The sequence below is a fragment of the Pseudomonas sp. Irchel s3f7 genome, from assembly GCF_900187615.1.
Taxonomy (GTDB): Bacteria; Pseudomonadota; Gammaproteobacteria; order Pseudomonadales; family Pseudomonadaceae; genus Aquipseudomonas.
Genome location: NZ_FYDO01000038.1, coordinates 26770 through 48371, shown reverse-complemented (window position 1 = coordinate 48371; position 21602 = coordinate 26770). Strand labels below are relative to the sequence as shown.

The following is a 21602-nucleotide window of genomic DNA, read 5'->3' as shown; positions in this document are numbered from 1 at the left end:
CAGGCACCGTCAGCCACAGATCCACGTAGGGAGAAATGTTCTCCTGTGTGAACAACCACATTCCGTAGAGGCTGGGTAAAACCTCATCGAGCTTTGGCCTGACGATGAACAGGTAGTTCACCACGCCCGTGACGGTGATGCCCACGACGATCAGCGCACCGACAAGCTAAAATCGCCTGACGGCACGAGCCAGCAACCGTATGTATGCTTCGGTTTGCAGGGCGCGGGGTTGTGCCATCAAGGCAAGCGCTAGCAGTGGGCCGAGCCCGGCTGTTGCCATCAACAACCGTCGAAAGGGCAGCACTGTTCCGGATAGCCGTTCCTGTCCCTTGAAGCTGTAGAGCCCGAACAGCGCGACGCCCAACAACAGCATCAAATCCACATACAACACAAACCGCAGCACGACGTTGGCCGAGTCGCTTATCGATCATTTCACTTTGAAGATGATGTTGCCGGTGATCGGGTGGGTGTCCGAAGACACTGCGCGCCATTCGACCTTGTAGGTGCCGGTAGTCAGGGGTGATGTCGGGATGATGAACATGGTCTTCGGGTCAGTGCCGCCACTGACTTTGGCCTTGACCGGCATCGGGGCGTGGGCCATGCCGGCCATTTCGGTCATCAGCAGTTTTGCGCCGGAAAACTGGGTGACGAGGTTTTCGGAAAAATGCAGTTCGATCTTTTCAGGTGATGCACCTTCTACGCCTTCCGCCGGGGTGGAGGAGAGTAGTTTGGGGGTGCTTGAGCGAGGGTGCTGACAAGCAGGCCACTGAGCAACGCGATTGCGACGGCGGTGGGTTTGATGATGCGCATGCAAGGTCCTTTACCGCTCGAAGCGGTTGTTGTTGGTTTTGGGTGAGTCTGTTCAGAACCACATCCGAATACCGAGCACGAGGCGAGTTTCGCTGCGGTCCTCGCCTTCGTCGTTGGCGTAGTCGGCGGTGTTGCCGTAGGTGCGGTTCCAGGTCACGCCGAGGTAGGGCGCGAATTCCCGGCGGATTTCGTAGCGCAGGCGCAAACCTGCTTCGGCGTTGGACAGGCCGGAACCGATGCCGCGTTGCGGATCGTTTTTGCCGTAGGCGTTGAGTTCTGCGGTCGGTTGCAGGATCAGCCGATTGGTCAGCAGGATGTCGTAGTCGCCCTCCAGCCGCACGGCGCTCTGGCCGCCTTCGCCGATGAAGGCCGTGGCTTCGGTCTCGAAGTTGTACAGCGCCATGCCTTGCACGCCGAGCGCGGCCCAGGTTTGTGGGGCGCCGGGTTTAAAGTCCTGGCGAACGCCGCTGACGACGTCCCACCATGGACTGATCGCGTGGCCCCACAGGGCCTGGATTTCCGCGTCCTCGGTCACGCCGGTGCTGCGTTCGCCTTCTGAGCGCAGCCACAGGCGATCAATGTCACCGCCGACCCAGCCGGACAAATCCCAGGCCAGGGTGCTGCCGTCATCGGCGTCCTGCCATTCCAGTTTGTCGGCAAGGAAAAAGGAATTGAACGTGCGGTCATGTACCTGGTGACCGGCGGGATCGACATACACCGCCGCGTGATCGGCATCGGTCAGCACCGGGATCGGCGTGCGGCTTTCGCTAGGCGCGGCGGGCTGCATCTGGCCGTCGTCCATGCCTTGCATCTGACCTTCGACCATGCCTTGCATTTGGCCGTGGTCCATCTGGCTGTGATCCATGCCTTGCATGTCATTGCTGACGGCCATCGCCGTCGAGGTCGCGAGGGCCAAAAAAAACGGGGTGAATCGAATCATGGGATGCGCCTCATTCTTCCACGCGAACTTCACGGAACATGCCCATTTCCATGTGGTACAGGAGATGGCAGTGATAGGCCCAACGGCCGAGCGCATCGGCAGTGACCCGATAGGTGCGCCGGGAGCCCGGTGGCATGTCGATGGTGTGTTTGCGCACCATGAACTGGCCGTTCTCGTCCTCGAGGTCGCTCCACATGCCATGCAGGTGGATGGGGTGCATCATCATCGTGTCGTTGACCAGTACGATCCGCAGTCGCTCGCCGTACTTGAGGCGCAGCGGCTCGGCATCCGAAAACTTCACGCCGTTGAACGACCAGGCGAATTTCTCCATGTGACCGGTCAGGTGCAACTCGATGGTGCGGCCAGGCTCGCGGCCGTCCGGGTCTTCGAAGGTGCTGCGCAGGTCGGAATAGGTGAGCACGCGGCGGCCGTTGTTGCGCAGGCCCATGCCGGGGTCGGCGAGTTTCGGTGAGGTGGACATGGCCTGCATGTCCACCAGCGGGTTGTCGGTTTCCGAGGTCGGGTGGGACTGCATGCCGGGCATGTTGCTGTGATCCATGCCCGCCATGCCCATGTCGTCCATAGTCACCAGCGGTCGTGGGTCCAGTGGTGGTAACGGCGCCGACAAACCGGCCTTCACCGCAAGGGTGCCGCGGGCGTATCCGCTGCGATCCATGGCTTGGGCGAACAGGGTGTAGCTCGCCTCGGTCGGCTCGACGATCACGTCAAAGGTCTCCGCCACGGCAATGCGAAACTCGTCGACGCTCACCGGTTTGATGTGCAGACCGTCCGCCGCGACCACGGTCATTTTCAGGCCGGGAATGCGCACGTCGAAGTACGTCATGGCGGAGCCATTGATGAAGCGCAGGCGCAGCTTTTCACCCGGGCGAAACAGACCGGTCCAGTTCGTGTCCGGCACCTGGCCGTTCAACAGGAAGGTGTAAGTGGCGCCACCGACGTCTGCCAGATCGGTGGGGTTCATCTTCATCTCGGCCCACATTTTGCGATCGGCGACGGTCGCTCCCCAGCCTTTTTCGCTGACGTCGTGGATGAAGTCGCCCACGGTGCGTTTGTTGAAGTTGTAGTAATCGGATTGTTTTTTCAGGGTCTTCATCAGGCTGGCCGGGTCTTGGTCGGTCCAGTCGCTGAGCATCACCACGTAGTCGCGGTCGTACTGAAACGGCTCCGGCTCCTTCGCGTCGATGATCAGCGGGCCATAGACACCGGCCTGTTCCTGAAGCCCTGAATGGCTGTGATACCAGTAGGTGCCGTTCTGCCGCACCTTGAACTGATAGACATACACTCCGCCCGGTTCGATGCCTTTGAAACTCAGCCCCGGTACGCCATCCATGTTGGCTGGCAGCAGGATGCCGTGCCAGTGAATGGAGGTGTTGTCCTTGAGTCGGTTGCGGACCCGCAGCGTAACGGTGTCGCCTTCACGCCAGCGCAGCAGCGGGCCGGGGAGGCTGCCGTTGATGGTCATCGCCGTGCGCGGGTTGCCGGTGAAGTTGACCGGAGTTTCACCGATGAACAGGTCGAAATCGCTGCCGGCCAACACCTGCGGTTCGCCGGGGCTGGTGATCGCCCAGACCGGCGTGCGCCACAGCCCGAGGCCGGCAAAGAGCCCGCCAACGGCCAGGCCTTTGACGAAGGTGCGTCTTGATGTGGGGGTATGCATCGGTTTATCCGCCGTCAGCCTGTTGAACGTGTCGACGAGGCTAACGGTCGGTGTCTTTCAGCAAACTGAGGCGGGGATTACAGTTTTGACAGGTAGATGCGTTGTTTACTGGCGCGACGTGGTCTTGTCCGAAGACGCCACGGTGTTGCCACCGCAATTGATATAAGAAGACGATTTCAACCAGCGCTGGTCCGGGTAATAGGAAAACAACAACTGCCCGTCTTTCATCGAGTCGATCAGCTTCTGCGCAATCGCCGGTCTCACCGCCGGGCAACCCAGGCTTCTGCCGATCCGGCCGTTGGCGCGGGCCAGTACCGGGCTGACATAAGGGGCGCCGTGAATGACGATGGCCCGGTCAAATGCGTTGTCGTTGAAGCCTGGTTCCAGGCCTTCCATGCGCAGGGAATAGCCGTTCTGGCCGCGATAGCTCTGTTGCGTGCGAAACAGGCCGAGGCTGGTGGCGTGGCTTTCGTTCTTGTTGGAAAACAGCGTGGCCATGTTTTCGCCGCTGTTGCGGCCATGGGCAACCAGTTCGTGAAACAGCAACTTGCGGCGTTTAAGATCGAACACCCACAGGCGTTGTTCGGTCGAAGGCAGGGAATAATCGATCACTGCCAGCCTTTGGGCAGCAGGCTTGCCTTGGGCACGGCTGCATTGCGAGGCGCGGACGGCGAGGGCAATCACTTTAGCGTTGGCGTCTGGTGCAGCTTTGACCAGCGCGTTTTCAAGCGAATCGGCGTAGGCTGACGTTACTGAAAGGCTCGTCAGTAAAATGGCAAATAAAAGGCCAGAGCGGATTAGCGCCATAGTCGGGTCTCATCGTGATAATTTCGAGTCTAGCAGCGAGCAGGAAGCAAGCCGTTTGAAACGGGAGATTAAGGATTATCCATGGTGCAATTAACAAGGTTATTCGTCATAAGCCGCATGTTTTTTATGGGCTTTCTGATCAGCGGTGCAGCGATCGCGCAAACTTCGCCGATTGTGCCGGTATCTCCGGCAAACAACGAAATTGATGCCGCGGCGCCGAATGATGCTATCGGCCAAGCGATCCAGGCAACGCTGGAGCCACTGCGCACGGCGTTTCCGCCGGTGCTGACCTCCAAACGCCATCAGCGCGTGGATGTCGATCGGGTGGTCATGGATTTTTACATGCATCGTCACTATCGCGCCGCGTGGACGGATGACCGCGATGTGACGCAGTTGCTGAAAAGCCTCAACGACACCCAGATCGACGGCCTGAACCCGGCGGACTTCCGCATCACGGAGTTGGCGCAGGCCCATGAAGCGCTGGTGGCGGCCATGCCTTCGACGTCGCAACGGGCGATGTTCGATATGGCGGCGACCCGCACCTTCATTACCGCGTTGCTTCAATTGCGCCGGGGCAAAGTCGATCCGTCGCGGCTGGATATCCACTGGAATTTCGACCCGGCCGGTGTTGATCCCCGCGAGGACATGAACACCCTGTTCGCCGCCCTCGATGCCCATGATGTGGCACGTGCATTTACCCAGGCGCCTCCCCAGGAAATGATTTACCGCGACCTGCGTGAAGGGCTGGCGAAGTTGCGCCAGGTTCGCAGTGCCGGTGGCTGGCCAAAAGTGACCGAGGGCCAATCGCTCAAGCCTGGCATGGAAGGGCTCGCGGTCGGACAACTCCGTGCGCGCCTGGTGGCGGGCGGATATCTGGCTCCTGGCGTGTCGAAAAAAGCCCTCTATGACGACAACGTCATCGCCGCGGTGAAAAAGTATCAGACCGAGCAATACCTGGGCGCCGACGGCGTGGCGGGGGCAGCGACACTGGCGGCGTTGAACGTGCCCGTCGAGGCGCGGATCGATCAGGTGCGGGTAAACATGGAGCGCGCGCGTTGGCTGCTGTACAAGCTGCAGGGCACGTTTGTCATTGTCGATATCGCCGGGTACAAAGTGGCGATGTATCGCGATGGTCTGCCGATCTGGCGTTCGCGGGTGCAGGTCGGTAAACCGGTACGCAGTACGCCGGTGTTCCAGGCCGAGATCACTTACATCACGTTCAATCCGACCTGGACGGTGCCGCCGACGATCCTCAAGCAGGATGTGATTCCGAAAATCCAGAACGACCCGGGCTATCTGGCCGCCAATCGGATTCGTGTGCTGGATCGGGAGGGCAATGTGCTCAGTCCGTCGAGCGTCGACTGGAGCAATCCGCGGGGCATCAGCCTGCGTCAGGACGCCGGGCCCGACAGTTCGCTGGGCCAGGTCGTCATCCGCTTCCCCAACGACTATGCGATTTACCTGCATGACACGCCGCATCGCGAGTTGTTTGCCAAAACCGTTCGGGCCACCAGCTCGGGCTGCATTCGCGTGGAAAACCCGTTGCAACTGGTTGAGTTGCTGTTCAACGACCCGGTCCGCTGGAACAGTGCAGGTATTCAGAAGCAACTGGCCAATGGCAGGACCGAAAACATTCGGCTACCGGTGAAAGTGCCGGTGCTGTTGGCTTACTGGACCGTAGACCTGAGCAACGAGGGGCGGGTGACATTCAAGCCGGATATCTACGATTACGATGCCCGGGTGCTGAAAGGGCTGAATGGTCCGACCCGATTGCCGGCACTGGACCTGCGTCGCACTGAAGCGCCGCTGGCGGTAACGGGGGAAAACAGGCAATAGGGCGCAAACAGCGCGCGCCACCCGGCAAGTGGTCGGCTTTTATCCCGGATAACCCCGTAAACTAGGCTCACACCGAGGGATTTGGGTTTTCGCCCATGCCTTGCCCCCAACAGGATGAGCTTTTTGCCTACACGCCTTCACGACTCGCACCACACCCCCGGTGTTGCATTGAAACGCATACCGCTACGCAAGGCGGCGGTGTTGTTCATTGCCACGGTGTGTCTGTGCCTGTGCGGGCTGCTTTACCTGCAGTTGGAACAATCCCGGCGACATGACCTGAGCCTGGCGCAAGTGGCATCGTCGAACCTGACGCGGGCCATGGCACAACAAGCCGAAGACACGTTCATGAAGGCTGACCTGGTGTTGAGCAGTCTGGTGGACTGGATTCAGCTGGACGGTTTTGGTCCGGAACAGCGGCCGCTTTTGCAGAAAACTTTCGCCCGGCGAGTGCTGGCGCTGAAGCAGCTGCACGGCATCCTGCTGTTCGATCAGAAAGGGCAATGGGTGATCAGTTCGTTTGAAGACCTGCCCCGTGGCGCCGGGGTCGCAGATCGCGATTACTTCAAGTTTCACCAGCAGAACGTGACGTCCTTGGTGCACATCGGCCCGGCAATCCGCAGTCGGGAAAGTGGCGAGTGGATCATTCCGATTTCCAAGCGGATCAACGACAAGAACGGTCACTTCCAGGGCGTGTTGATGGCCGGCATCAAGATGTCGTACTTCGATCAGTTTTTCAAAAGCTTCAGCCTCGATGACAAGGGTTCGATGTTTCTCACCCTGACTGATGGAACGTTGCTGGCGCGTCGTCCTTTTGTCGAGGCGCAGATCGGAACGTCATTGGCGCAGGGCGATATCTTCCAGAAGTTCCTGCCGCTGTCGACCGCCGGCCATGCGACGTTCACTTCCATGATTGATGGTGTCGAGCGCCTCTACGGCTATCGACAACTGGAAACGTATCCGCTGGTGGTTTCGGCGGCATCGTCCCTGGATGCCATTCTCGCCGGCTGGTACGACACCGCGTTTCGCTCCAGCCTCATCGTTGCCCTGGTATTGCTGGGCGTGGGGCTGTTCGGTTGGGTGTTCATTCAACAGGTGCGGGTCGGCGAACGGGTCGAGGCGGATCTGCGTCGCGCGCAGGAAGCGCTGGAGTTGATCGCCACCCATGACAGCCTGACCGGTTTGGCCAACCGTCGCTTGTTCGAGCGGGCGCTGGACGTCGAGTTCGGTCGCGGCGCTCGTCAGGCCAGCCCGCTGAGCCTGATCATGCTCGATATCGATTACTTCAAACGCTACAACGACACCTATGGCCACGTGGTGGGGGATCACTGCCTGGCCGAAGTGGCGCGGGCGCTGAAAAGCTGCTGCCACCGCAAGGCTGATCTGGCGGTGCGTTACGGCGGTGAAGAGTTCGCCGTGTTGCTGCCCGATACCGACATCCATGGCGCCATGACCATTGCCGAGCAAATCCGCCGCAATGTCATCGACAAAAACATCAGCCACACCGGCTCGCCACATGGCTATGTGACGATCAGCCTCGGTTGCTATTCGTTTGTGCCGAGCGGGCGTGACAGCATGGACGTGTTCATTGAGCGGGCGGATGCGGCGTTGTACCGGGCCAAGCATTCGGGTCGCAACTGCACGGCAACGTTGTTGAGAGAGGTGGGCGTCGAAACGCTGATGCGTTCCGACCGTTGAAGGCTTTTCGACGGTGTTTCACTGGCTTGACACCCGGCCCAAAGGTCCGTTTAACCTGACCATGCGTTTGTACGGGCCGAAGCTTGATGCGTTGAACGGTAAATGGAACCCGGCACCGGTCAAACAACTGTGAATCCTGGGTAAGAAAGCAGCCGATAGCGCTGGATTCAGTTGAGGCGCCGCACGTAGCCTGGACAGGGCAACAGACGCAACCACCGAAAGGGTCAAGTGTCAGACATTGGGCATCTCGTCCTCAGGAGAGTCCGTCCATGAAGAAGCTGCGTATCGCGACGTTCAACGTCAATGGCATACGTGCCCGGTTGCCAAACCTGTTGGCGTGGCTTGAACGCGAAAAACCCGACATCGCCTGCTTGCAGGAGCTGAAATCGGTCGACAGTGCGTTCCCTGTCGCCGAACTGGAAGCGGCCGGTTATGGCGCAATCTGGCACGGTCAGGCGTCCTGGAACGGCGTAGCGATTCTGGCGCGTGAGGCGCAGCCGCTGGAGAGTCGGCGAGGCCTGCCGGGCGATGAGGGTGACAGTCATAGTCGCTATCTGGAAGCGGCGGTGCATGGCGTGTTGGTCGGCTGCCTGTATTTGCCTAACGGCAATCCACAACCGGGGCCGAAGTTCGATTACAAACTGGCCTGGTTCGAGCGGTTGATCCGCTATGCCGAGTCACTTCAAAGCAGCGAGCATCCGGTCGTGCTGGCCGGTGATTACAACGTCGTGCCCACCGACCTGGACATCTACAACCCGCGCTCCTGGCTCAAGGACGCGTTGTTGCAACCGGAGAGCCGCGAGTGCTACCAGCGCCTGCTGGACCAAGGCTGGACCGACTCGTTGCGCCACGTGTATCCACACGATCGGCTCTACACCTTCTGGGATTATTTTCGTCAGCATTGGCAAAAGAACTCCGGATTGCGCATCGATCACCTGTTGCTCAATCCCGCCTTGAGTCCTTATCTGCAAGAGGCCGGGGTCGATGCGTGGGTGCGCAACGAACCCCGTGCCAGCGACCATGCGCCGACCTGGATACAGTTGAGCTCGCGCAAGCTGCGTTGAGTTTTTCATGCAGGGCAATTGGCTAAATCAATTGTCGGCGGCACCGGTTCATCCCTTATACATAGCGCCCATTGGCGGAAAGATCCGCCGCTTGCGTGCAAAAGGATTGAACGATGAGCGAACCACGCCTCACACACCTTGCGTTATACCTGCAACGGCTGGGCTTCGATGAGCCGCCAGCGCCGACCCTGGAAAACCTGCGACGGCTTCAATTGCGCCACACTGGCGAATTCCCGTTTGAAAACCTCACCACGCTGTCCGGCGAACCGGTGCTCATCGATCTGCCGTCGATCGAGCAAAAAGTCCTGCACGACGGTCGTGGGGGTTACTGCTACGAACTCAATAATCTGTTCCTGGCCTTGCTCCAGGAATTGGGCTACGACGCCCGCGCCATCAGTGGCCGAGTGGTGATGGGGCAGCCGGAGGGGGCGTGGACGGCGCGGACTCATCGCTTGAGCCTGGTCATCATCGATGACATTCGATACATCACCGACGTCGGCTTCGGCGGCATGGTGCCCACCGCTCCACTGCTGCTGGACTCTCGCGTTGAACAGCTCACGCCTCACGAACCGTATCGCATCGAACCGCACGTCGACGGCTACACCCTGCGCGCTCTTGTCGGTGACGAGTGGCGCGCCATGTACATCTTCGATCTGCAACGCCAGGAAGACATCGATTTCACGGTCGGCAACTGGTACGTCTCGACCCATCCCGAGTCTACTTTCACCCGGCAGCTGATGGTGGCGCGCACCGGGGAGGGCTGGCGACGCACGCTCAACAACGGTAGTTTCGCCATTCACCGTGTCGGCGAGGACAGCGAGCGGCGGCAGGTAAGTGATGTGCAGGCCTTGATTGCGTTGCTGCAGACCGAGTTCGGCATTCGTGTTCCGGGCCATGCGCAGTTGCAGCAGACGCTCGAACGATTGATCGAGGTGCCGAAGTAGGCTCAGCGTTGTAAACACCTATCGGGCTGATCTGATTGATCGGCCCGTTTTCGTTTCAGGGCTGAACGCTCGGCTCGATTACGCGTTGAATTTCTCGAAGCGCTTCTGTCAGTTTTTGCTGGAGGTTTTTCAGTTCGTCAGCCGTGATGTCTTTTTTGAGCAGGCCTGCTTTGTCGCCACCGAGCAATGCCTGGCGCAACGTGTTGTTGATCACCGTCTGGTAACCGTATCCCTCGCTTTCTGCTACTGCCCGCGCGGCCTCGATGACAGCGTCATCAAGCATGATGGTGATGCGTGTCTTGCCTTTGCTGGTGGCCATCGCCCCACGCTTGGCATCGCTGAATTCGTATTCATCTTTCATTGTTCATGCCTCCAGATATTGATGGCGCTCGCGTATACAGGCTAGACACGCGGAATTGATTCGTACGAAATTCGGGTCGCGGTAGATGTGCGGAACGACCAGCAAAGGACCTTTTGCATCCATTCCCATGGTGATCCAGCGCTGCTCGTCGTGGTGGTTGTCCTCAATGGTCAGTGCTCGCTCGTCATGAAATACCGCTTCGGTTTCGGCGAGGCTGACGCCTTGATGCATGACAAATGGACCGGTATCCATTTTGTGACTGACAAGTTGTATACAACTCTATAGACATTTGTCCCGTGTCTTGCATACAGTGTGCGCATAACAAAAACCAGGGAACCCCCTAACATGAAAACGCCCCATGTTTCACACAAACGGCCCGAGGACGAAAACCTAGGGATCGGCGCGAATATGGCTTACGGCCTGCAACATGTTCTGACCATGTACGGTGGCATCGTCGCCGTGCCTTTGATCGTTGGTCAGGCTGCCGGGCTGTCGCCGGCGGACATCGGTTTGTTGATTGCTGCTTCATTGTTTGCGGGGGGGTTGGCAACGCTGCTGCAAACCCTGGGTCTACCGTTTTTTGGTTGTCAGTTGCCGCTGGTTCAGGGCGTGTCGTTTTCTGGCGTCGCCACCATGGTGGCAATTGTCAGCAGTGGCGGGGAGGGTGGCTTCCAGTCGATTCTGGGGGCTGTCATCGCGGCGTCGCTGATAGGTTTGTTGATCACGCCGGTGTTCTCGCGAATCACCAAGTTCTTTCCACCGTTGGTCACGGGGATCGTGATCACCACCATTGGCTTGACGCTGATGCCGGTGGCCGCTCGCTGGGCCATGGGTGGCAACAGCCATGCGCCGGACTTCGGTAGCGTGGCGAACATCGGTCTGGCAGCGGTGACGCTGGTACTGGTGCTGCTGTTAAGCAAAATCGGCAGTGCGACCATCTCGCGTCTCTCGATTCTGCTGGCCATGGTCATCGGTACCATCATCGCAGTGTTCCTCGGCATGGCGGATTTTTCCTCCGTTGGCGAAGGTCCGATGTTCGGCTTCCCGACCCCGTTCCACTTCGGTATGCCAACCTTCCACTTCGCCGCGATCCTGTCGATGTGCATTGTGGTGATGGTGACGCTGGTGGAAACGTCCGCCGACATCCTGGCGGTGGGCGAGATCATCGACACCAAGGTTGACTCCAAGCGTCTGGGCAACGGCCTGCGTGCCGACATGCTGTCGAGCATGATTGCACCGATCTTCGGCTCCTTCACTCAGAGTGCCTTTGCCCAGAACGTCGGGCTGGTGGCGGTCACCGGGATCAAGAGCCGATACGTGGTTGCCACTGGCGGTGTATTCCTGGTGGTCCTGGGCCTGTTGCCGTTCATGGGACGAGTGATCGCTGCGGTGCCGACTTCGGTGCTCGGTGGTGCCGGTATCGTGTTGTTCGGTACGGTCGCAGCCAGTGGTATCCGTACCCTGTCCAAGGTCGATTATCGCAACAACGTCAACTTGATCATTGTCGCCACTTCGATCGGCTTCGGCATGATCCCGATCGCGGCACCGAACTTCTATGATCATTTCCCGAGCTGGTTCGCGACCATCTTCCATTCGGGCATCAGTTCTTCGGCGATCATGGCTATCTTGCTCAACCTGGCTTTCAACCACCTCACGGCGGGTAACTCCGACCAGCAGTCGGTGTTTGCGGCAGGTACCGAGCGGGTGCTGCGCTATCAGGATCTGGCAGCGTTGCGTGAAGGCGACTACTTCAGCGACGGCAAACTGCATGACTGCGATGGCAAGGAGATTCCAATTGTTGAGCCTGACCATGGGCATGGTCATGGTCATGGAGAGTCGCCAGCGCTGCATTCGAAAAGCAGTGAGCATGTCTGACGTTTACGTCGACTGAAAAAGGGCCGATCTGTTGAATAGACAGATCGGCCCTTTTTTGTAGATCAAAGGATCGCAGCCTTCGGCAGCTCCTACCTAAAACGTACCCGTGGGCTGCGATCCTTTGCTTTATGCGGATCACAAAAAAGCCCCTGAACCTTTCGGTTCAGGGGCTTCTTGATATTGCTGTCTGGCTCCACGACCTGGACTCGAACCAGGGACCCAGTGATTAACAGTCACTTGCTCTACCAACTGAGCTATCGCGGAATGGCGCCTATGTTACTGATTCAAAAAGAGAAGTCAAGCGCCGGATGATCAGGTGAGCCATTCAAGGGGACGGAAGGTGATTTGTCGGTGATTGGCGGTTACCGGATTCGCTTGCGGGGGCTAACATGGCTGCCCGGAAGTGGTAACACGCGCTGCCGGCCATTCGCCGAAAAGGTACGCGCCATGACTTGCTTGACCACAACACCGCCTCGCAACAACGAGGTGTTCGCATGAGCATCGCTCAAATCAGCCTGCCCAAAGGGGTCGGTCCTCACGCTGAAAAACTGTTCGATGCTATCACTCAGGCCAGCAACGCCGAGGAGTTGAACCGTGCAGGCGGCAAGGCTGAAGGTTTTGTTCTGGGCCTGGAAAGTACCAAAGCGATCAAGAGCCAGGTCGCCGAGTCGCTGTACGTGGCCTATGACGACGCGGCCAGCCAGCGTGCGACCGAACTGGCTTAACCGCCGAAGGTAATCGTGCCTAGCATCAGTTTGGCATAGAGCGCGGTGGCACCCAATTGCACCAGCCACAGGGCCAGGCCACCGAGAAACACACCGGCAGCGACTTGCATGACCAGGTTGTTGCCGCGTTTGGCCGGGGCGCGGGGGATGAAGCGATCCAGGTCATCCAGATCGTCGCGGTCGGCGCGCAGGTCATCGTTTTTCATATCGGCACTCGTCAGAATAGCGGGGCGTACACGAAGCCTGCAGGAGCCGGCTTGCTGGCGAAGAGGTCAGAATCTCCGACATCGATGTCGGTCTCCCGAACGCTATCGCCGGCAAGCCGGCTCCTACAAGGGTCTGTGTGCAGTCTAAGGGCTTGGTCCCGTTATTGAGCAATCAACAGGACAAATAAAAAACGGGAAGCCAAAGGGCTTCCCGTTTTTCGTCTCACGGCGTGATTCAGATCACCTGAACGATGGCGTCAGTCACAGCCTTGATGTTGCTCTGGTTCAGCGCGGCGACGCAGATGCGGCCGGTGTCCAGGGCATAGATGCCGAACTCGTTGCGCAGGCGGGTCACTTGCTCAACCGTCAGGCCGGAGTAAGAGAACATGCCACGCTGACGGCCAACAAAGCTGAAATCGCGCTGCGGCGCGTTCTTCGCCAGGGTGTCGACCATCTGGATACGCATGCCACGAATGCGCAGGCGCATTTCGGCCAGTTCGGCTTCCCACTGGGCGCGCAGTTCCGGGCTGTTCAGCACGGCGGCGACGATGCTTGCACCGTGGGTCGGCGGGTTGGAGTAGTTGGTGCGGATCACGCGTTTGACTTGCGACAGCACGCGCGCGCTTTCTTCTTTCGATTCGCTGACGATCGACAGCGCGCCAACGCGCTCGCCATACAGCGAGAACGATTTGGAGAACGAGCTGGAAACAAAGAAGGTCAGGCCCGATTCAGCAAACAGACGCACGGCGGCGGCGTCTTCGTCGATACCATCGCCAAAGCCCTGGTAGGCCATGTCGAGAAATGGCACGTGACCTTTGGCTTTCACCACGTCCAGCACGTTGTTCCAGTCCGCCGGGCTCAGGTCGACGCCGGTCGGGTTATGGCAGCAAGCGTGCAGCACAACGATCGAACCGTTTGGCAGCGCGTTCAGATCTTCCAGCAGGCCAACACGATTTACGTCGTGGGTCGCGGCGTCGTAGTAGCGATAGTTCTGCACCGGGAAACCCGCGGTTTCGAACAGGGCGCGGTGGTTTTCCCAGCTTGGGTCGCTGATCGCCACGACGGCGTTCGGCAGCAGTTGCTTGAGGAAGTCGGCACCGATTTTCAGGGCGCCCGTACCGCCAACGGCCTGGGTGGTGATCACGCGGCCAGCGGCGATCAGCGGCGAGTCATTGCCGAACAACAGTTTCTGCACAGCCTGGTCATAGGCGGCAATACCGTCGATTGGCAAATAGCCACGGGAAGCGTGTTGAGCAACGCGAATGGTTTCGGCTTCGACAACGGCGCGCAGGAGTGGAATTCGCCCCTCCTCGTTGCAATAAACACCGACCCCCAGGTTGACCTTGTTGGTACGGGTATCGGCGTTGAATGCTTCGTTGAGGCCCAGGATTGGATCGCGTGGTGCCATTTCGACAGCGGAGAACAGGCTCATTATTGCGGCGGCTCTGAATGGAAAATGGAGGGACGTGTCGCGCTCCAGCCGAATGCACTAGAGCGGTGCACAAACGGGGAGCTAGTATAGAGGCCATCTGCGATTGATGGCGACAGGCGAATCGGCTTTTCCCGTAAGTTTTTCCGATTATTTTTCGACCGTTAGTCGATTGTTGTCATCAAAGGCTTTACGCGTTGTAGGACGTTTGCCTTGAAAGCGACGGCAATCGGCTCCACATTGAGCGCAATCCAGTTTTTTCCTCGGGCGACAACGGTCGTTTGCGGTCTTTCTCGTTCGTGTCGGTTTTGCCGGCAAGAGTGATCCAGAGGTATTTCATGTCTGAATTCCAGCTAGTCACCCGTTTCGAGCCCGCCGGCGATCAGCCGGAAGCCATCCGCCTGATGGTCGAGGGTATCGAAGCCGGGCTGGCGCACCAGACGTTGCTCGGTGTGACCGGCTCGGGCAAGACTTTCAGCATCGCCAACGTGATCGCCCAGGTACAGCGCCCGACGCTGGTGCTGGCGCCGAACAAGACCCTCGCGGCGCAGCTGTACGGGGAGTTCAAGGCGTTCTTCCCGAACAACGCGGTCGAGTACTTCGTTTCCTACTACGACTACTACCAGCCCGAAGCCTATGTGCCGTCCTCCGATACCTTCATCGAGAAAGACGCCTCGATCAACGATCACATCGAACAGATGCGCCTTTCCGCGACCAAGGCGTTGCTGGAGCGCAAGGACGCGATCATCGTCACCACGGTGTCGTGCATCTATGGTCTGGGCAGTCCGGAAACCTACCTGAAAATGGTGCTGCACGTGGATCGGGGTGACCGACTCGATCAGCGGGAGTTGCTGCGGCGTCTGGCCGATCTGCAATACACCCGCAACGACATGGATTTCGCCCGTGCGACCTTCCGCGTGCGCGGCGACGTGATCGATATCCACCCGGCGGAATCCGATTTCGAGGCGATCCGCATCGAACTGTTCGATGACGAAGTGGAAAGCCTGTCGGCGTTTGATCCTTTGACCGGTGAGGTCATCCGCAAACTGCCGCGCTTCACCTTCTACCCGAAAAGCCACTACGTGACGCCCCGGGAAACCCTGATGGGCGCCGTGGAAGGGATCAAGGAGGAGTTGAAGGAGCGCCTGGAGTACCTGCGTTCGAACAACAAACTGGTGGAAGCTCAGCGCCTGGAACAGCGCACCCGTTTCGACATAGAGATGATTCTCGAATTGGGTTACTGCAACGGCATTGAAAACTACTCGCGCTACCTGTCCGGACGCGCATCCGGTGAAGCGCCGCCAACCTTATACGATTACTTGCCAGCGGACGCCTTGCTGGTGATCGACGAATCCCACGTCAGCGTCCCGCAGGTCGGTGCGATGTACAAAGGCGACCGCTCGCGCAAAGAGACACTGGTGGAATACGGATTCCGTCTGCCGTCGGCGCTGGACAACCGGCCGATGCGCTTTGACGAGTGGGAAAGCATCAGCCCGCAGACGATTTTCGTCTCGGCGACACCGGGCAACTATGAAGCCGAGCACGCTGGGCGCGTGATTGACATGGTGGTGCGTCCGACCGGGCTGGTGGACCCGCAAATCGAGATTCGCCCGGCACTGACCCAGGTCGACGACTTGTTGTCGGAAATCAGCAAGCGCGTGGCGGTCGAAGAGCGGGTGCTGGTCACCACGCTGACCAAACGCATGGCCGAGGACTTGACCGATTACCTGGCCGATCACGGCGTGCGCGTGCGCTATCTGCACTCGGACATCGACACCGTGGAGCGGGTCGAAATCATTCGCGATCTGCGTCTTGGCACCTTCGATGTGTTGGTGGGGATCAACCTGCTGCGCGAAGGTCTGGACATGCCTGAAGTGTCGCTGGTGGCGATCCTCGATGCGGACAAGGAAGGCTTCCTGCGGTCCGAGCGTTCGCTGATCCAGACCATCGGCCGTGCGGCGCGTAACCTCAATGGCCGGGCAATTCTCTACGCCGACCGGATCACCGGCTCCATGGAGCGGGCCATCGGTGAAACCGAGCGTCGTCGCGACAAGCAGATCGCCTTCAACCTGGCCAATGGCATCACCCCCAAAGGTGTGTTCAAGGACGTTGCCGACATCATGGAAGGCGCGACCGTGCCGGGTTCGCGCAGCAAGAAGCGCAAGGGCATGGCCAAGGCTGCCGAGGAAAACGCCCGGTACGAAGCGGAATTGCGCTCGCCTGGCGAGATTGCCAAGCGCATCAAAGCCCTGGAAGAGAAGATGTATCAGCTCGCTCGCGACCTGGAGTTCGAAGCAGCGGCGCAGATGCGCGATGAGATTGCCAAGTTGCGCGAAAGACTGCTGACGGTCTGAACTTAAAATGCGCTCGCCACATGTTGTGTATGGCTCAATATCAATGCGCCTCGCCAGCCTTCAACCCCTCCGGCAATTTCTTGGTCAGCAACACCGCCAGCATGCTGATCCCCAGTGCAATCCCGACAAAATGAAACGCATCGTTGTAAGCCATGATCGACGCCTGCTGATGGGCGATTTCACTGAGCTTGGCCAGCGCCGCCGTTTCATTGCCCAATCGATCGCTCAACGAGGCGATGCGCTCGGCGACCTGCGGATTGCTCGGCACCAGGGCCTCGCGCAAGTAATCGAAGTAAACCTTGGTCCGCGCATCCAGTAGCGTGGCGAGGAGGGCGATGCCAATGGCGCCGCCGAGGTTGCGCAGAATGTTGAACAGGCTCGACGCCGATCCCGCGTCCTGCGGAAGAATGTACGCCGTGGCGATCAACGAAATGGTGACCATGATCAGTGGCTGGCCGAGGGCGCGGACGATCTGGATCTGATTGAACTGCGGCCCGGCAAAGTCCGGGTTCAGCACGCCCGAGGAAAAACTCGCCAGTCCGAACAACCCGAAGCCCAGCGTGCACAGCCATTTGGGCGAGACATACTTCATCAGCTTCGGCACCAGCGGAATCAGAAACAGCTGCGGCACACCCATCCACATGATCACTTCGCCGATTTGCAGGGCGTTGTAGTTCTGGATCTGCGCCAGATACAGCGGCAACAAATAGATCGAGCCGTACAAGCCGACCCCCATCCCGACACTGGAAATGCTCGATAATCCAAAGTTACGATTGCGCAGGATGCCGAGGTTGATCAGCGGATTGGGCTTGGAGGTCTGCACGATCACAAAGGTGATCAGGCTGATCAGCGCGATACTGCCCAAGGCCACGATCAGGCTCGATTCCAGCCAGTCCTTGCGATGGCCTTCTTCCAGGAACACCTGCAAGCAGCCGAGACCGATGCCCAGCGTGAGGATGCCGGCGTAGTCGGTGCTTTTGAGTAACTCCCAGTGTGCTTCCTTCTTTTCGAGGCCGTACATCAGGCCGGCGATCATGAGCAAGCCGGGCGGGATGTTGATATAGAAGATGTATTCCCAGCCCCAGTTTTCCGTCAGCCAACCGCCGAGGGTCGGGCCAATGGAAGGGGCGAAGGTCGCCGTCATGGCAAACATCGCCATGCCTTTGGCGCGGTGATGCTCCGGGAGTTTGATCAGCGTCAGGGTGAAGGCGAGCGGGATCAGTGCGCCGCCGGTAAAACCTTGCAGGGCTCGGAACACAATCATGCTTTCCAGGCTCCACGCCATGGAGCAGAGTAGGGAAGCGAACAGAAATCCGATGGATACCCACACCGCCAGGCGTCGCGCCGAGAGCAGTTGAACCAGCCACGCGGTCAGCGGGATCATGATGATCTCGGCCACCAGGTAGGAAGTGGAAATCCACGAGCCTTCTTCCAGCGTCGCCGACAGCGCGCCTTGAATATCCTTGAGCGACGAGTTGGTGATCTGGATGTCCAGCACCGCCATGAAGGCGCCGAGCATCACGCTCATCACCGCAATCCAGTCCCGCCGGGTCGGCTCGCCGACCGGGCGGATCAGTTGATCACCGGCCATCGGCAGGGGCGTCTTTGAGGCTCACTTTCACGGTGACGTCTTCCGGGGCGTCCTTGATGTTCACCTTGGCGGTGACCGACATGCCCGGACGAATCTTGCCGCGCAGCGGATTGTCCGCAGCGAAGGTCAGTTTGACCGGAATCCGTTGCACGACTTTGGTGAAGTTGCCCGTGGCATTGTCCGGAGGCAGCAGGCTGAATTGCGCGCCCGAGGCGGCAAACAGGCTGTCGACCCGGGCTTCGATCGGTGTATCGCCATAGGCATCGAAGGTCAGCTCGGCTTTCTGGCCGGGCTGCATGTGACCGATCTGGGTTTCCTTGAAATTCGCCTGAATCCAGATGTCTTCGTCCGGCACGATCGACAACAGATAGGCACCGGCCTGCACAACTTGACCGTTACGCGCAGCACGCTGGCCGATCAGGCCGCTGATGGGGGCGTGGATCTCGCTGCGGGTCAGGTTCAGTTCGGCCTGGGCCAGGTCGGTTTTGGCGTTGGCGATCTGCGCGTCGAGGCGTTTGATGTCGGCATTCAGTGCATTGACTTGCTGGCGCTGACTTTGCGCATCGGCCTGGGCTTTGGTGACTTGCGAGCGGGCGATGTGGTTTTCTGCGGAAAGGCTCGTCACGCGTTCTTCCGAGATATAGCCGGGTTTGCGCAAGGTTTCGGCGCGAATCAGGTCGATTTGCGAGCGACCCAGGCTCGCCTGGCTGGACGAGACTTGCGCTTCGCTGGCGGCAATCAGGCTGCCTTGCTGAGTCAGTTTGCTCTGGGCTTGCAGGCGTTCGGCCTGGCGGGTGGCGAGGGCGGCGTTGGCACGGTCGACGGCGAGGCGGAAGTCTTCGCCTTCGAGCCTGATCAGCAATTGGCCTTTCTCGACATGCTGGTTGTCCTGCACCAACACTTCGTCGATGCGTGCGCCCAACTGGCTGGACACGCGGGTGATTTCACCCTGGACGTAGGCGTTATCGGTGCTTTCATAAAAACGACCGTTGAGGAACCAGTGGGCAAACAATCCCCCGGCAATCAACAGGACAATCAGCAGGAAGGTAAGCAGGCGACGCTTGAGTTGGGCAGGCATGGGCAAACTGTAGTCAAGAAATTGTAAGAGAAGTTTACAGCACCCAAATCTGTCATATCACCGATAAGCGGTAAATGCCGACGACTGATATTCGGCCATTCACCACGCCATACAGGCATTCCAGTCGCAACCTTGGCTTAAATGCCCTGTTAGCTGGAGCCGGGCGGGTGTCGCCTGTTACCATTCGCGCCTTGTTTGAACTTCGCTTTTATTCTTTTCGAGACATGCCATGACCACCGTCCGCACTCGCATCGCGCCATCGCCTACCGGGGATCCCCACGTAGGCACCGCTTACATCGCATTGTTCAACTACTGCTTTGCCAAGCAGCATGGCGGTGAGTTCATCCTGCGGATCGAAGACACCGACCAGTTGCGTTCGACCCGCGAGTCCGAACAGCAGATCTTCGACGCCCTGCGCTGGCTGGGTATCAACTGGAGCGAAGGCCCGGACGTTGGCGGCCCGCACGGTCCTTATCGTCAAAGCGAACGCGGCGATATCTACCAGAAATATTGCCAGCAGTTGGTAGAGCTCGGTCATGCCTTCCCGTGCTTCTGCACCGCCGAAGAGCTGGACCAGATGCGCGCCGAGCAAATGGCTCGCGGCGAAACTCCGCGTTACGACGGCCGCGCCTTGCTGCTGTCCAAGGAAGAAGTCGATCGTCGCCTGGCTGCCGGCGAACCGCACGTGATCCGCATGAAGGTACCGAGCGAAGGCGTCTGCGTAGTGCCGGACATGCTGCGTGGCGACGTTGAAATCCCGTGGGACCGCATGGACATGCAGGTCCTGATGAAGACCGACGGCTTGCCGACGTACTTCCTCGCCAACGTCGTCGACGACCACCTGATGGGCATCACCCACGTATTGCGTGGCGAAGAATGGCTGCCATCGGCGCCGAAACTGATCCTGCTTTACGAGTACTTCGGCTGGGAGCAGCCCGAGCTGTGTTACATGCCGCTGCTGCGTAACCCGGACAAGAGCAAGCTGTCCAAGCGCAAGAACCCGACTTCGGTGACGTTCTACGAGCGTATGGGTTTCATGCCTGAGGCGATGCTCAACTACCTGGGTCGCATGGGTTGGTCGATGCCGGACGAGCGCGAGAAGTTCTCGCTGCAGGAAATGGTCGACAACTTCGATCTGAAGCGCGTGTCCCTCGGCGGGCCGATCTTCGACATCGAGAAGCTGTCTTGGCTCAACGGCCAATGGCTGCGTGACCTGCCGGTCGAAGAGTTCGCCGCACGCGTGCAGAAGTGGGCGTTCAATTCCGAATACATGATGAAGATCGCACCACACGTGCAGGGCCGGGTTGAAACCTTCAGCCAGGTTGCACCGTTGGCCGGGTTCTTCTTTGCCGGTGGCGTGAACCCGGATGCCAAGTTGTTCGAATCCAAGAAGCTCTCGGGCGATCAGGTTCGACAATTGATGCAGTTGATCCTGTGGAAGCTCGAAAGCCTGCGCCAGTGGGAGAAGGACAGCATCACTGCGACCATTCAGGCCGTGGTCGAATCGCTGGAGCTGAAACTGCGCGACGCCATGCCGCTGATGTTTGCGGCGATCACCGGCCAGGCCAGTTCGGTGTCGGTGCTCGATGCGATGGAAATCCTCGGGCCGGACCTGACCCGTTTCCGTCTGCGCCAGGCGATCGACCTGCTGGGCGGCGTGTCGAAGAAAGAAAACAAAGAGTGGGAAAAGCTGCTGGGCGCTATCGCCTGATCCCACAGGGTTGACCTGTAGGAGCCGGCTTGCTGGCGAAGCGACCTTGCGGCCGCCATCGCTGGCAAGCCAGCTCCTACAGTTGGGGAAAACCCCTGATTTTTCGGGGGAGGGCGGTAAGTGATTGTTATGTCGGCAAAAAATTTCAGTTTTTTTGCAAAATAAGTTTGACAGACTTTCGATGCGCCCTTAAGATTCGCCCCGTCCTCAGCGATGAGGGGCTATAGCTCAGCTGGGAGAGCGCTTGCATGGCATGCAAGAGGTCGACGGTTCGATCCCGTCTAGCTCCACCAATTTACACTTCAAGGTCTGGCCACACCGGCTTTGAAGCGATCAACACTCAGCGTTGATCTGTTGTATAGAAGGGTTTGCGTCCCCTTCGTCTAGTGGCCTAGGACACCGCCCTTTCACGGCGGTAACAGGGGTTCGAGTCCCCTAGGGGACGCCAGTTTTACAGAAGTGATGTTGCAAGATGTCACTCCGCCGCGAGGCGAAAAA

General features: G+C 59.1%; 18 protein-coding genes, 3 tRNA genes and 2 pseudogenes. 10 read left to right on the top strand and 13 right to left on the bottom strand.

Features of this window, described 5'->3' with window-relative positions; all coding sequences use genetic code 11:
• Positions 1 to 49: 49 nt before the first annotated feature.
• The 5 genes and pseudogenes from CKW19_RS25695 to CKW19_RS25675 all read right to left on the bottom strand — a co-directional run.
• Positions 50 to 424: pseudogene (locus tag CKW19_RS25695) on the bottom strand (copper resistance protein CopD); the annotation flags it as partial.
• Positions 425 to 427: 3 nt separating this feature from the next.
• Positions 428 to 810, bottom strand: a pseudogene (gene copC / locus CKW19_RS25690) (copper homeostasis periplasmic binding protein CopC).
• 52 nt (positions 811 to 862) lie between these two features.
• Positions 863 to 1750 (bottom strand): copper resistance protein B, encoded by an 888-nt coding sequence (locus CKW19_RS25685; protein ID WP_095060973.1) that lies wholly within the window; start codon positions 1748 to 1750, stop codon positions 863 to 865.
• A 10-nt stretch (positions 1751 to 1760) separates the two neighbouring features.
• Positions 1761 to 3428, bottom strand: coding sequence for a copper resistance system multicopper oxidase (locus tag CKW19_RS25680; protein WP_095060971.1), 1668 nt, complete (start codon positions 3426 to 3428; stop codon positions 1761 to 1763).
• Positions 3429 to 3533: 105 nt separating this feature from the next.
• Complete coding sequence (locus CKW19_RS25675) at positions 3534 to 4235, bottom strand: murein L,D-transpeptidase catalytic domain family protein (RefSeq protein ID WP_095060969.1); 702 nt, start codon at positions 4233 to 4235, stop codon at positions 3534 to 3536.
• An 81-nt stretch (positions 4236 to 4316) separates the two neighbouring features.
• Between CKW19_RS25675 and CKW19_RS25670 the strand changes: the two genes are divergently transcribed.
• From CKW19_RS25670 to CKW19_RS25655, 4 genes are all read left to right on the top strand, one after another.
• Positions 4317 to 6071: a murein L,D-transpeptidase gene (locus CKW19_RS25670; protein ID WP_095060967.1), complete on the top strand. Its 1755-nt coding sequence runs from the start codon at positions 4317 to 4319 to the stop codon at positions 6069 to 6071.
• Between the two features lie 123 nt (positions 6072 to 6194).
• On the top strand, positions 6195 to 7766 hold the full coding sequence (locus CKW19_RS25665; protein WP_095060987.1) for a GGDEF domain-containing protein: 1572 nt from the start codon (positions 6195 to 6197) through the stop codon (positions 7764 to 7766).
• 269 nt (positions 7767 to 8035) lie between these two features.
• On the top strand, positions 8036 to 8830 hold the full coding sequence (locus CKW19_RS25660) for an exodeoxyribonuclease III (RefSeq protein WP_095060965.1): 795 nt from the start codon (positions 8036 to 8038) through the stop codon (positions 8828 to 8830).
• Positions 8831 to 8943: 113 nt separating this feature from the next.
• Entirely contained in the window at positions 8944 to 9774 is an 831-nt protein-coding gene (locus tag CKW19_RS25655; RefSeq protein WP_095060963.1) for an arylamine N-acetyltransferase, read from the top strand.
• Positions 9775 to 9829: 55 nt separating this feature from the next.
• Here the strand turns inward: CKW19_RS25655 and CKW19_RS25650 are convergent, their stop codons facing one another.
• Both CKW19_RS25650 and CKW19_RS25645 read right to left on the bottom strand, forming a co-directional pair.
• Positions 9830 to 10135 carry a BrnA antitoxin family protein gene (locus CKW19_RS25650; RefSeq protein WP_095060961.1) on the bottom strand — a complete coding sequence of 102 codons (306 nt, stop codon included), beginning with the start codon at positions 10133 to 10135 and terminating at the stop codon, positions 9830 to 9832.
• 3 nt (positions 10136 to 10138) lie between these two features.
• Complete coding sequence (locus CKW19_RS25645) at positions 10139 to 10366, bottom strand: BrnT family toxin (RefSeq protein WP_256580385.1); 228 nt, start codon at positions 10364 to 10366, stop codon at positions 10139 to 10141.
• A 114-nt stretch (positions 10367 to 10480) separates the two neighbouring features.
• On the opposite strand from CKW19_RS25645, the gene CKW19_RS25640 reads away from it, so the two are divergent.
• A complete protein-coding gene (locus CKW19_RS25640; RefSeq protein WP_095060957.1) occupies positions 10481 to 12010 on the top strand; it encodes a nucleobase:cation symporter-2 family protein in 1530 nt (509 codons plus the stop codon).
• 188 nt (positions 12011 to 12198) lie between these two features.
• On the opposite strand, the gene CKW19_RS25635 is transcribed toward CKW19_RS25640, so the two are convergent.
• A tRNA-Asn gene (locus tag CKW19_RS25635) sits at positions 12199 to 12274 on the bottom strand.
• Between the two features lie 230 nt (positions 12275 to 12504).
• Between CKW19_RS25635 and CKW19_RS25630 the strand changes: the two genes are divergently transcribed.
• Positions 12505 to 12735: a hypothetical protein gene (locus CKW19_RS25630; RefSeq protein WP_046027137.1), complete on the top strand. Its 231-nt coding sequence runs from the start codon at positions 12505 to 12507 to the stop codon at positions 12733 to 12735.
• On the opposite strand, the gene CKW19_RS25625 is transcribed toward CKW19_RS25630, so the two are convergent.
• From CKW19_RS25625 to CKW19_RS28905, 3 genes are all read right to left on the bottom strand, one after another.
• A complete protein-coding gene (locus CKW19_RS25625) occupies positions 12732 to 12941 on the bottom strand; it encodes a hypothetical protein (protein WP_095060955.1) in 210 nt (69 codons plus the stop codon). The genes CKW19_RS25630 and CKW19_RS25625 overlap by 4 nt on opposite strands.
• Before the next feature lie 235 nt (positions 12942 to 13176).
• Positions 13177 to 14373, bottom strand: a complete 1197-nt coding sequence (locus CKW19_RS25620; protein ID WP_095060953.1) for an amino acid aminotransferase — start codon at positions 14371 to 14373, stop codon at positions 13177 to 13179.
• 187 nt (positions 14374 to 14560) lie between these two features.
• Positions 14561 to 14710, bottom strand: coding sequence for a hypothetical protein (locus CKW19_RS28905; RefSeq protein WP_218232136.1), 150 nt, complete (start codon positions 14708 to 14710; stop codon positions 14561 to 14563).
• On the opposite strand from CKW19_RS28905, the gene uvrB reads away from it, so the two are divergent.
• Entirely contained in the window at positions 14709 to 16724 is a 2016-nt protein-coding gene (uvrB, locus tag CKW19_RS25615; protein ID WP_095060951.1) for an excinuclease ABC subunit UvrB, read from the top strand. The two genes, CKW19_RS28905 and uvrB, sit on opposite strands and share 2 nt — an antisense overlap.
• Positions 16725 to 16764: 40 nt before the next feature.
• Here uvrB and CKW19_RS25610 read toward each other — a convergent pair whose 3' ends face one another.
• Together CKW19_RS25610 and CKW19_RS25605 are read right to left on the bottom strand one after the other, a co-directional pair.
• Positions 16765 to 18255 (bottom strand): MDR family MFS transporter, encoded by a 1491-nt coding sequence (locus CKW19_RS25610; RefSeq protein ID WP_177408853.1) that lies wholly within the window; start codon positions 18253 to 18255, stop codon positions 16765 to 16767.
• Positions 18256 to 18304: 49 nt separating this feature from the next.
• Positions 18305 to 19393 (bottom strand): HlyD family secretion protein, encoded by a 1089-nt coding sequence (locus CKW19_RS25605; protein ID WP_095060947.1) that lies wholly within the window; start codon positions 19391 to 19393, stop codon positions 18305 to 18307.
• 229 nt (positions 19394 to 19622) lie between these two features.
• Between CKW19_RS25605 and gltX the strand changes: the two genes are divergently transcribed.
• The 3 genes from gltX to CKW19_RS25590 all read left to right on the top strand — a co-directional run bounded on the left by gltX (position 19623) and on the right by CKW19_RS25590 (position 21552).
• Positions 19623 to 21104 (top strand): glutamate--tRNA ligase, encoded by a 1482-nt coding sequence (gene gltX, locus CKW19_RS25600; protein WP_095060945.1) that lies wholly within the window; start codon positions 19623 to 19625, stop codon positions 21102 to 21104.
• A gap of 217 nt (positions 21105 to 21321) precedes the next feature.
• Positions 21322 to 21397 (top strand) — tRNA-Ala (locus CKW19_RS25595).
• A 79-nt stretch (positions 21398 to 21476) separates the two neighbouring features.
• A tRNA-Glu gene (locus CKW19_RS25590) sits at positions 21477 to 21552 on the top strand.
• The last annotated feature ends 50 nt before the right edge of the window (positions 21553 to 21602 follow it).

What these genes read in the sequence shown, in the direction of transcription:
- CKW19_RS25685 (WP_095060973.1), bottom strand. Translation starts at nt 1,750, where the DNA reads ATGATTCGATTCACCCCGTTTTTTTTGGCCCTCGCGACCTCGACGGCG.
- CKW19_RS25680 (WP_095060971.1), bottom strand. Translation starts at nt 3,428, where the DNA reads ATGCATACCCCCACATCAAGACGCACCTTCGTCAAAGGCCTGGCCGTT.
- CKW19_RS25675 (WP_095060969.1), bottom strand. Translation starts at nt 4,235, where the DNA reads ATGGCGCTAATCCGCTCTGGCCTTTTATTTGCCATTTTACTGACGAGC.
- CKW19_RS25670 (WP_095060967.1), top strand. Translation starts at nt 4,317, where the DNA reads ATGGTGCAATTAACAAGGTTATTCGTCATAAGCCGCATGTTTTTTATG.
- CKW19_RS25660 (WP_095060965.1), top strand. Translation starts at nt 8,036, where the DNA reads ATGAAGAAGCTGCGTATCGCGACGTTCAACGTCAATGGCATACGTGCC.
- CKW19_RS25655 (WP_095060963.1), top strand. Translation starts at nt 8,944, where the DNA reads ATGAGCGAACCACGCCTCACACACCTTGCGTTATACCTGCAACGGCTG.
- CKW19_RS25650 (WP_095060961.1), bottom strand. Translation starts at nt 10,135, where the DNA reads ATGAAAGATGAATACGAATTCAGCGATGCCAAGCGTGGGGCGATGGCC.
- CKW19_RS25645 (WP_256580385.1), bottom strand. Translation starts at nt 10,366, where the DNA reads ATGCATCAAGGCGTCAGCCTCGCCGAAACCGAAGCGGTATTTCATGAC.
- CKW19_RS25640 (WP_095060957.1), top strand. Translation starts at nt 10,481, where the DNA reads ATGAAAACGCCCCATGTTTCACACAAACGGCCCGAGGACGAAAACCTA.
- CKW19_RS25630 (WP_046027137.1), top strand. Translation starts at nt 12,505, where the DNA reads ATGAGCATCGCTCAAATCAGCCTGCCCAAAGGGGTCGGTCCTCACGCT.
- CKW19_RS25625 (WP_095060955.1), bottom strand. Translation starts at nt 12,941, where the DNA reads ATGAAAAACGATGACCTGCGCGCCGACCGCGACGATCTGGATGACCTG.
- CKW19_RS25620 (WP_095060953.1), bottom strand. Translation starts at nt 14,373, where the DNA reads ATGAGCCTGTTCTCCGCTGTCGAAATGGCACCACGCGATCCAATCCTG.
- uvrB (WP_095060951.1), top strand. Translation starts at nt 14,709, where the DNA reads ATGTCTGAATTCCAGCTAGTCACCCGTTTCGAGCCCGCCGGCGATCAG.
- CKW19_RS28905 (WP_218232136.1), bottom strand. Translation starts at nt 14,710, where the DNA reads ATGAAATACCTCTGGATCACTCTTGCCGGCAAAACCGACACGAACGAG.
- CKW19_RS25605 (WP_095060947.1), bottom strand. Translation starts at nt 19,393, where the DNA reads ATGCCTGCCCAACTCAAGCGTCGCCTGCTTACCTTCCTGCTGATTGTC.
- gltX (WP_095060945.1), top strand. Translation starts at nt 19,623, where the DNA reads ATGACCACCGTCCGCACTCGCATCGCGCCATCGCCTACCGGGGATCCC.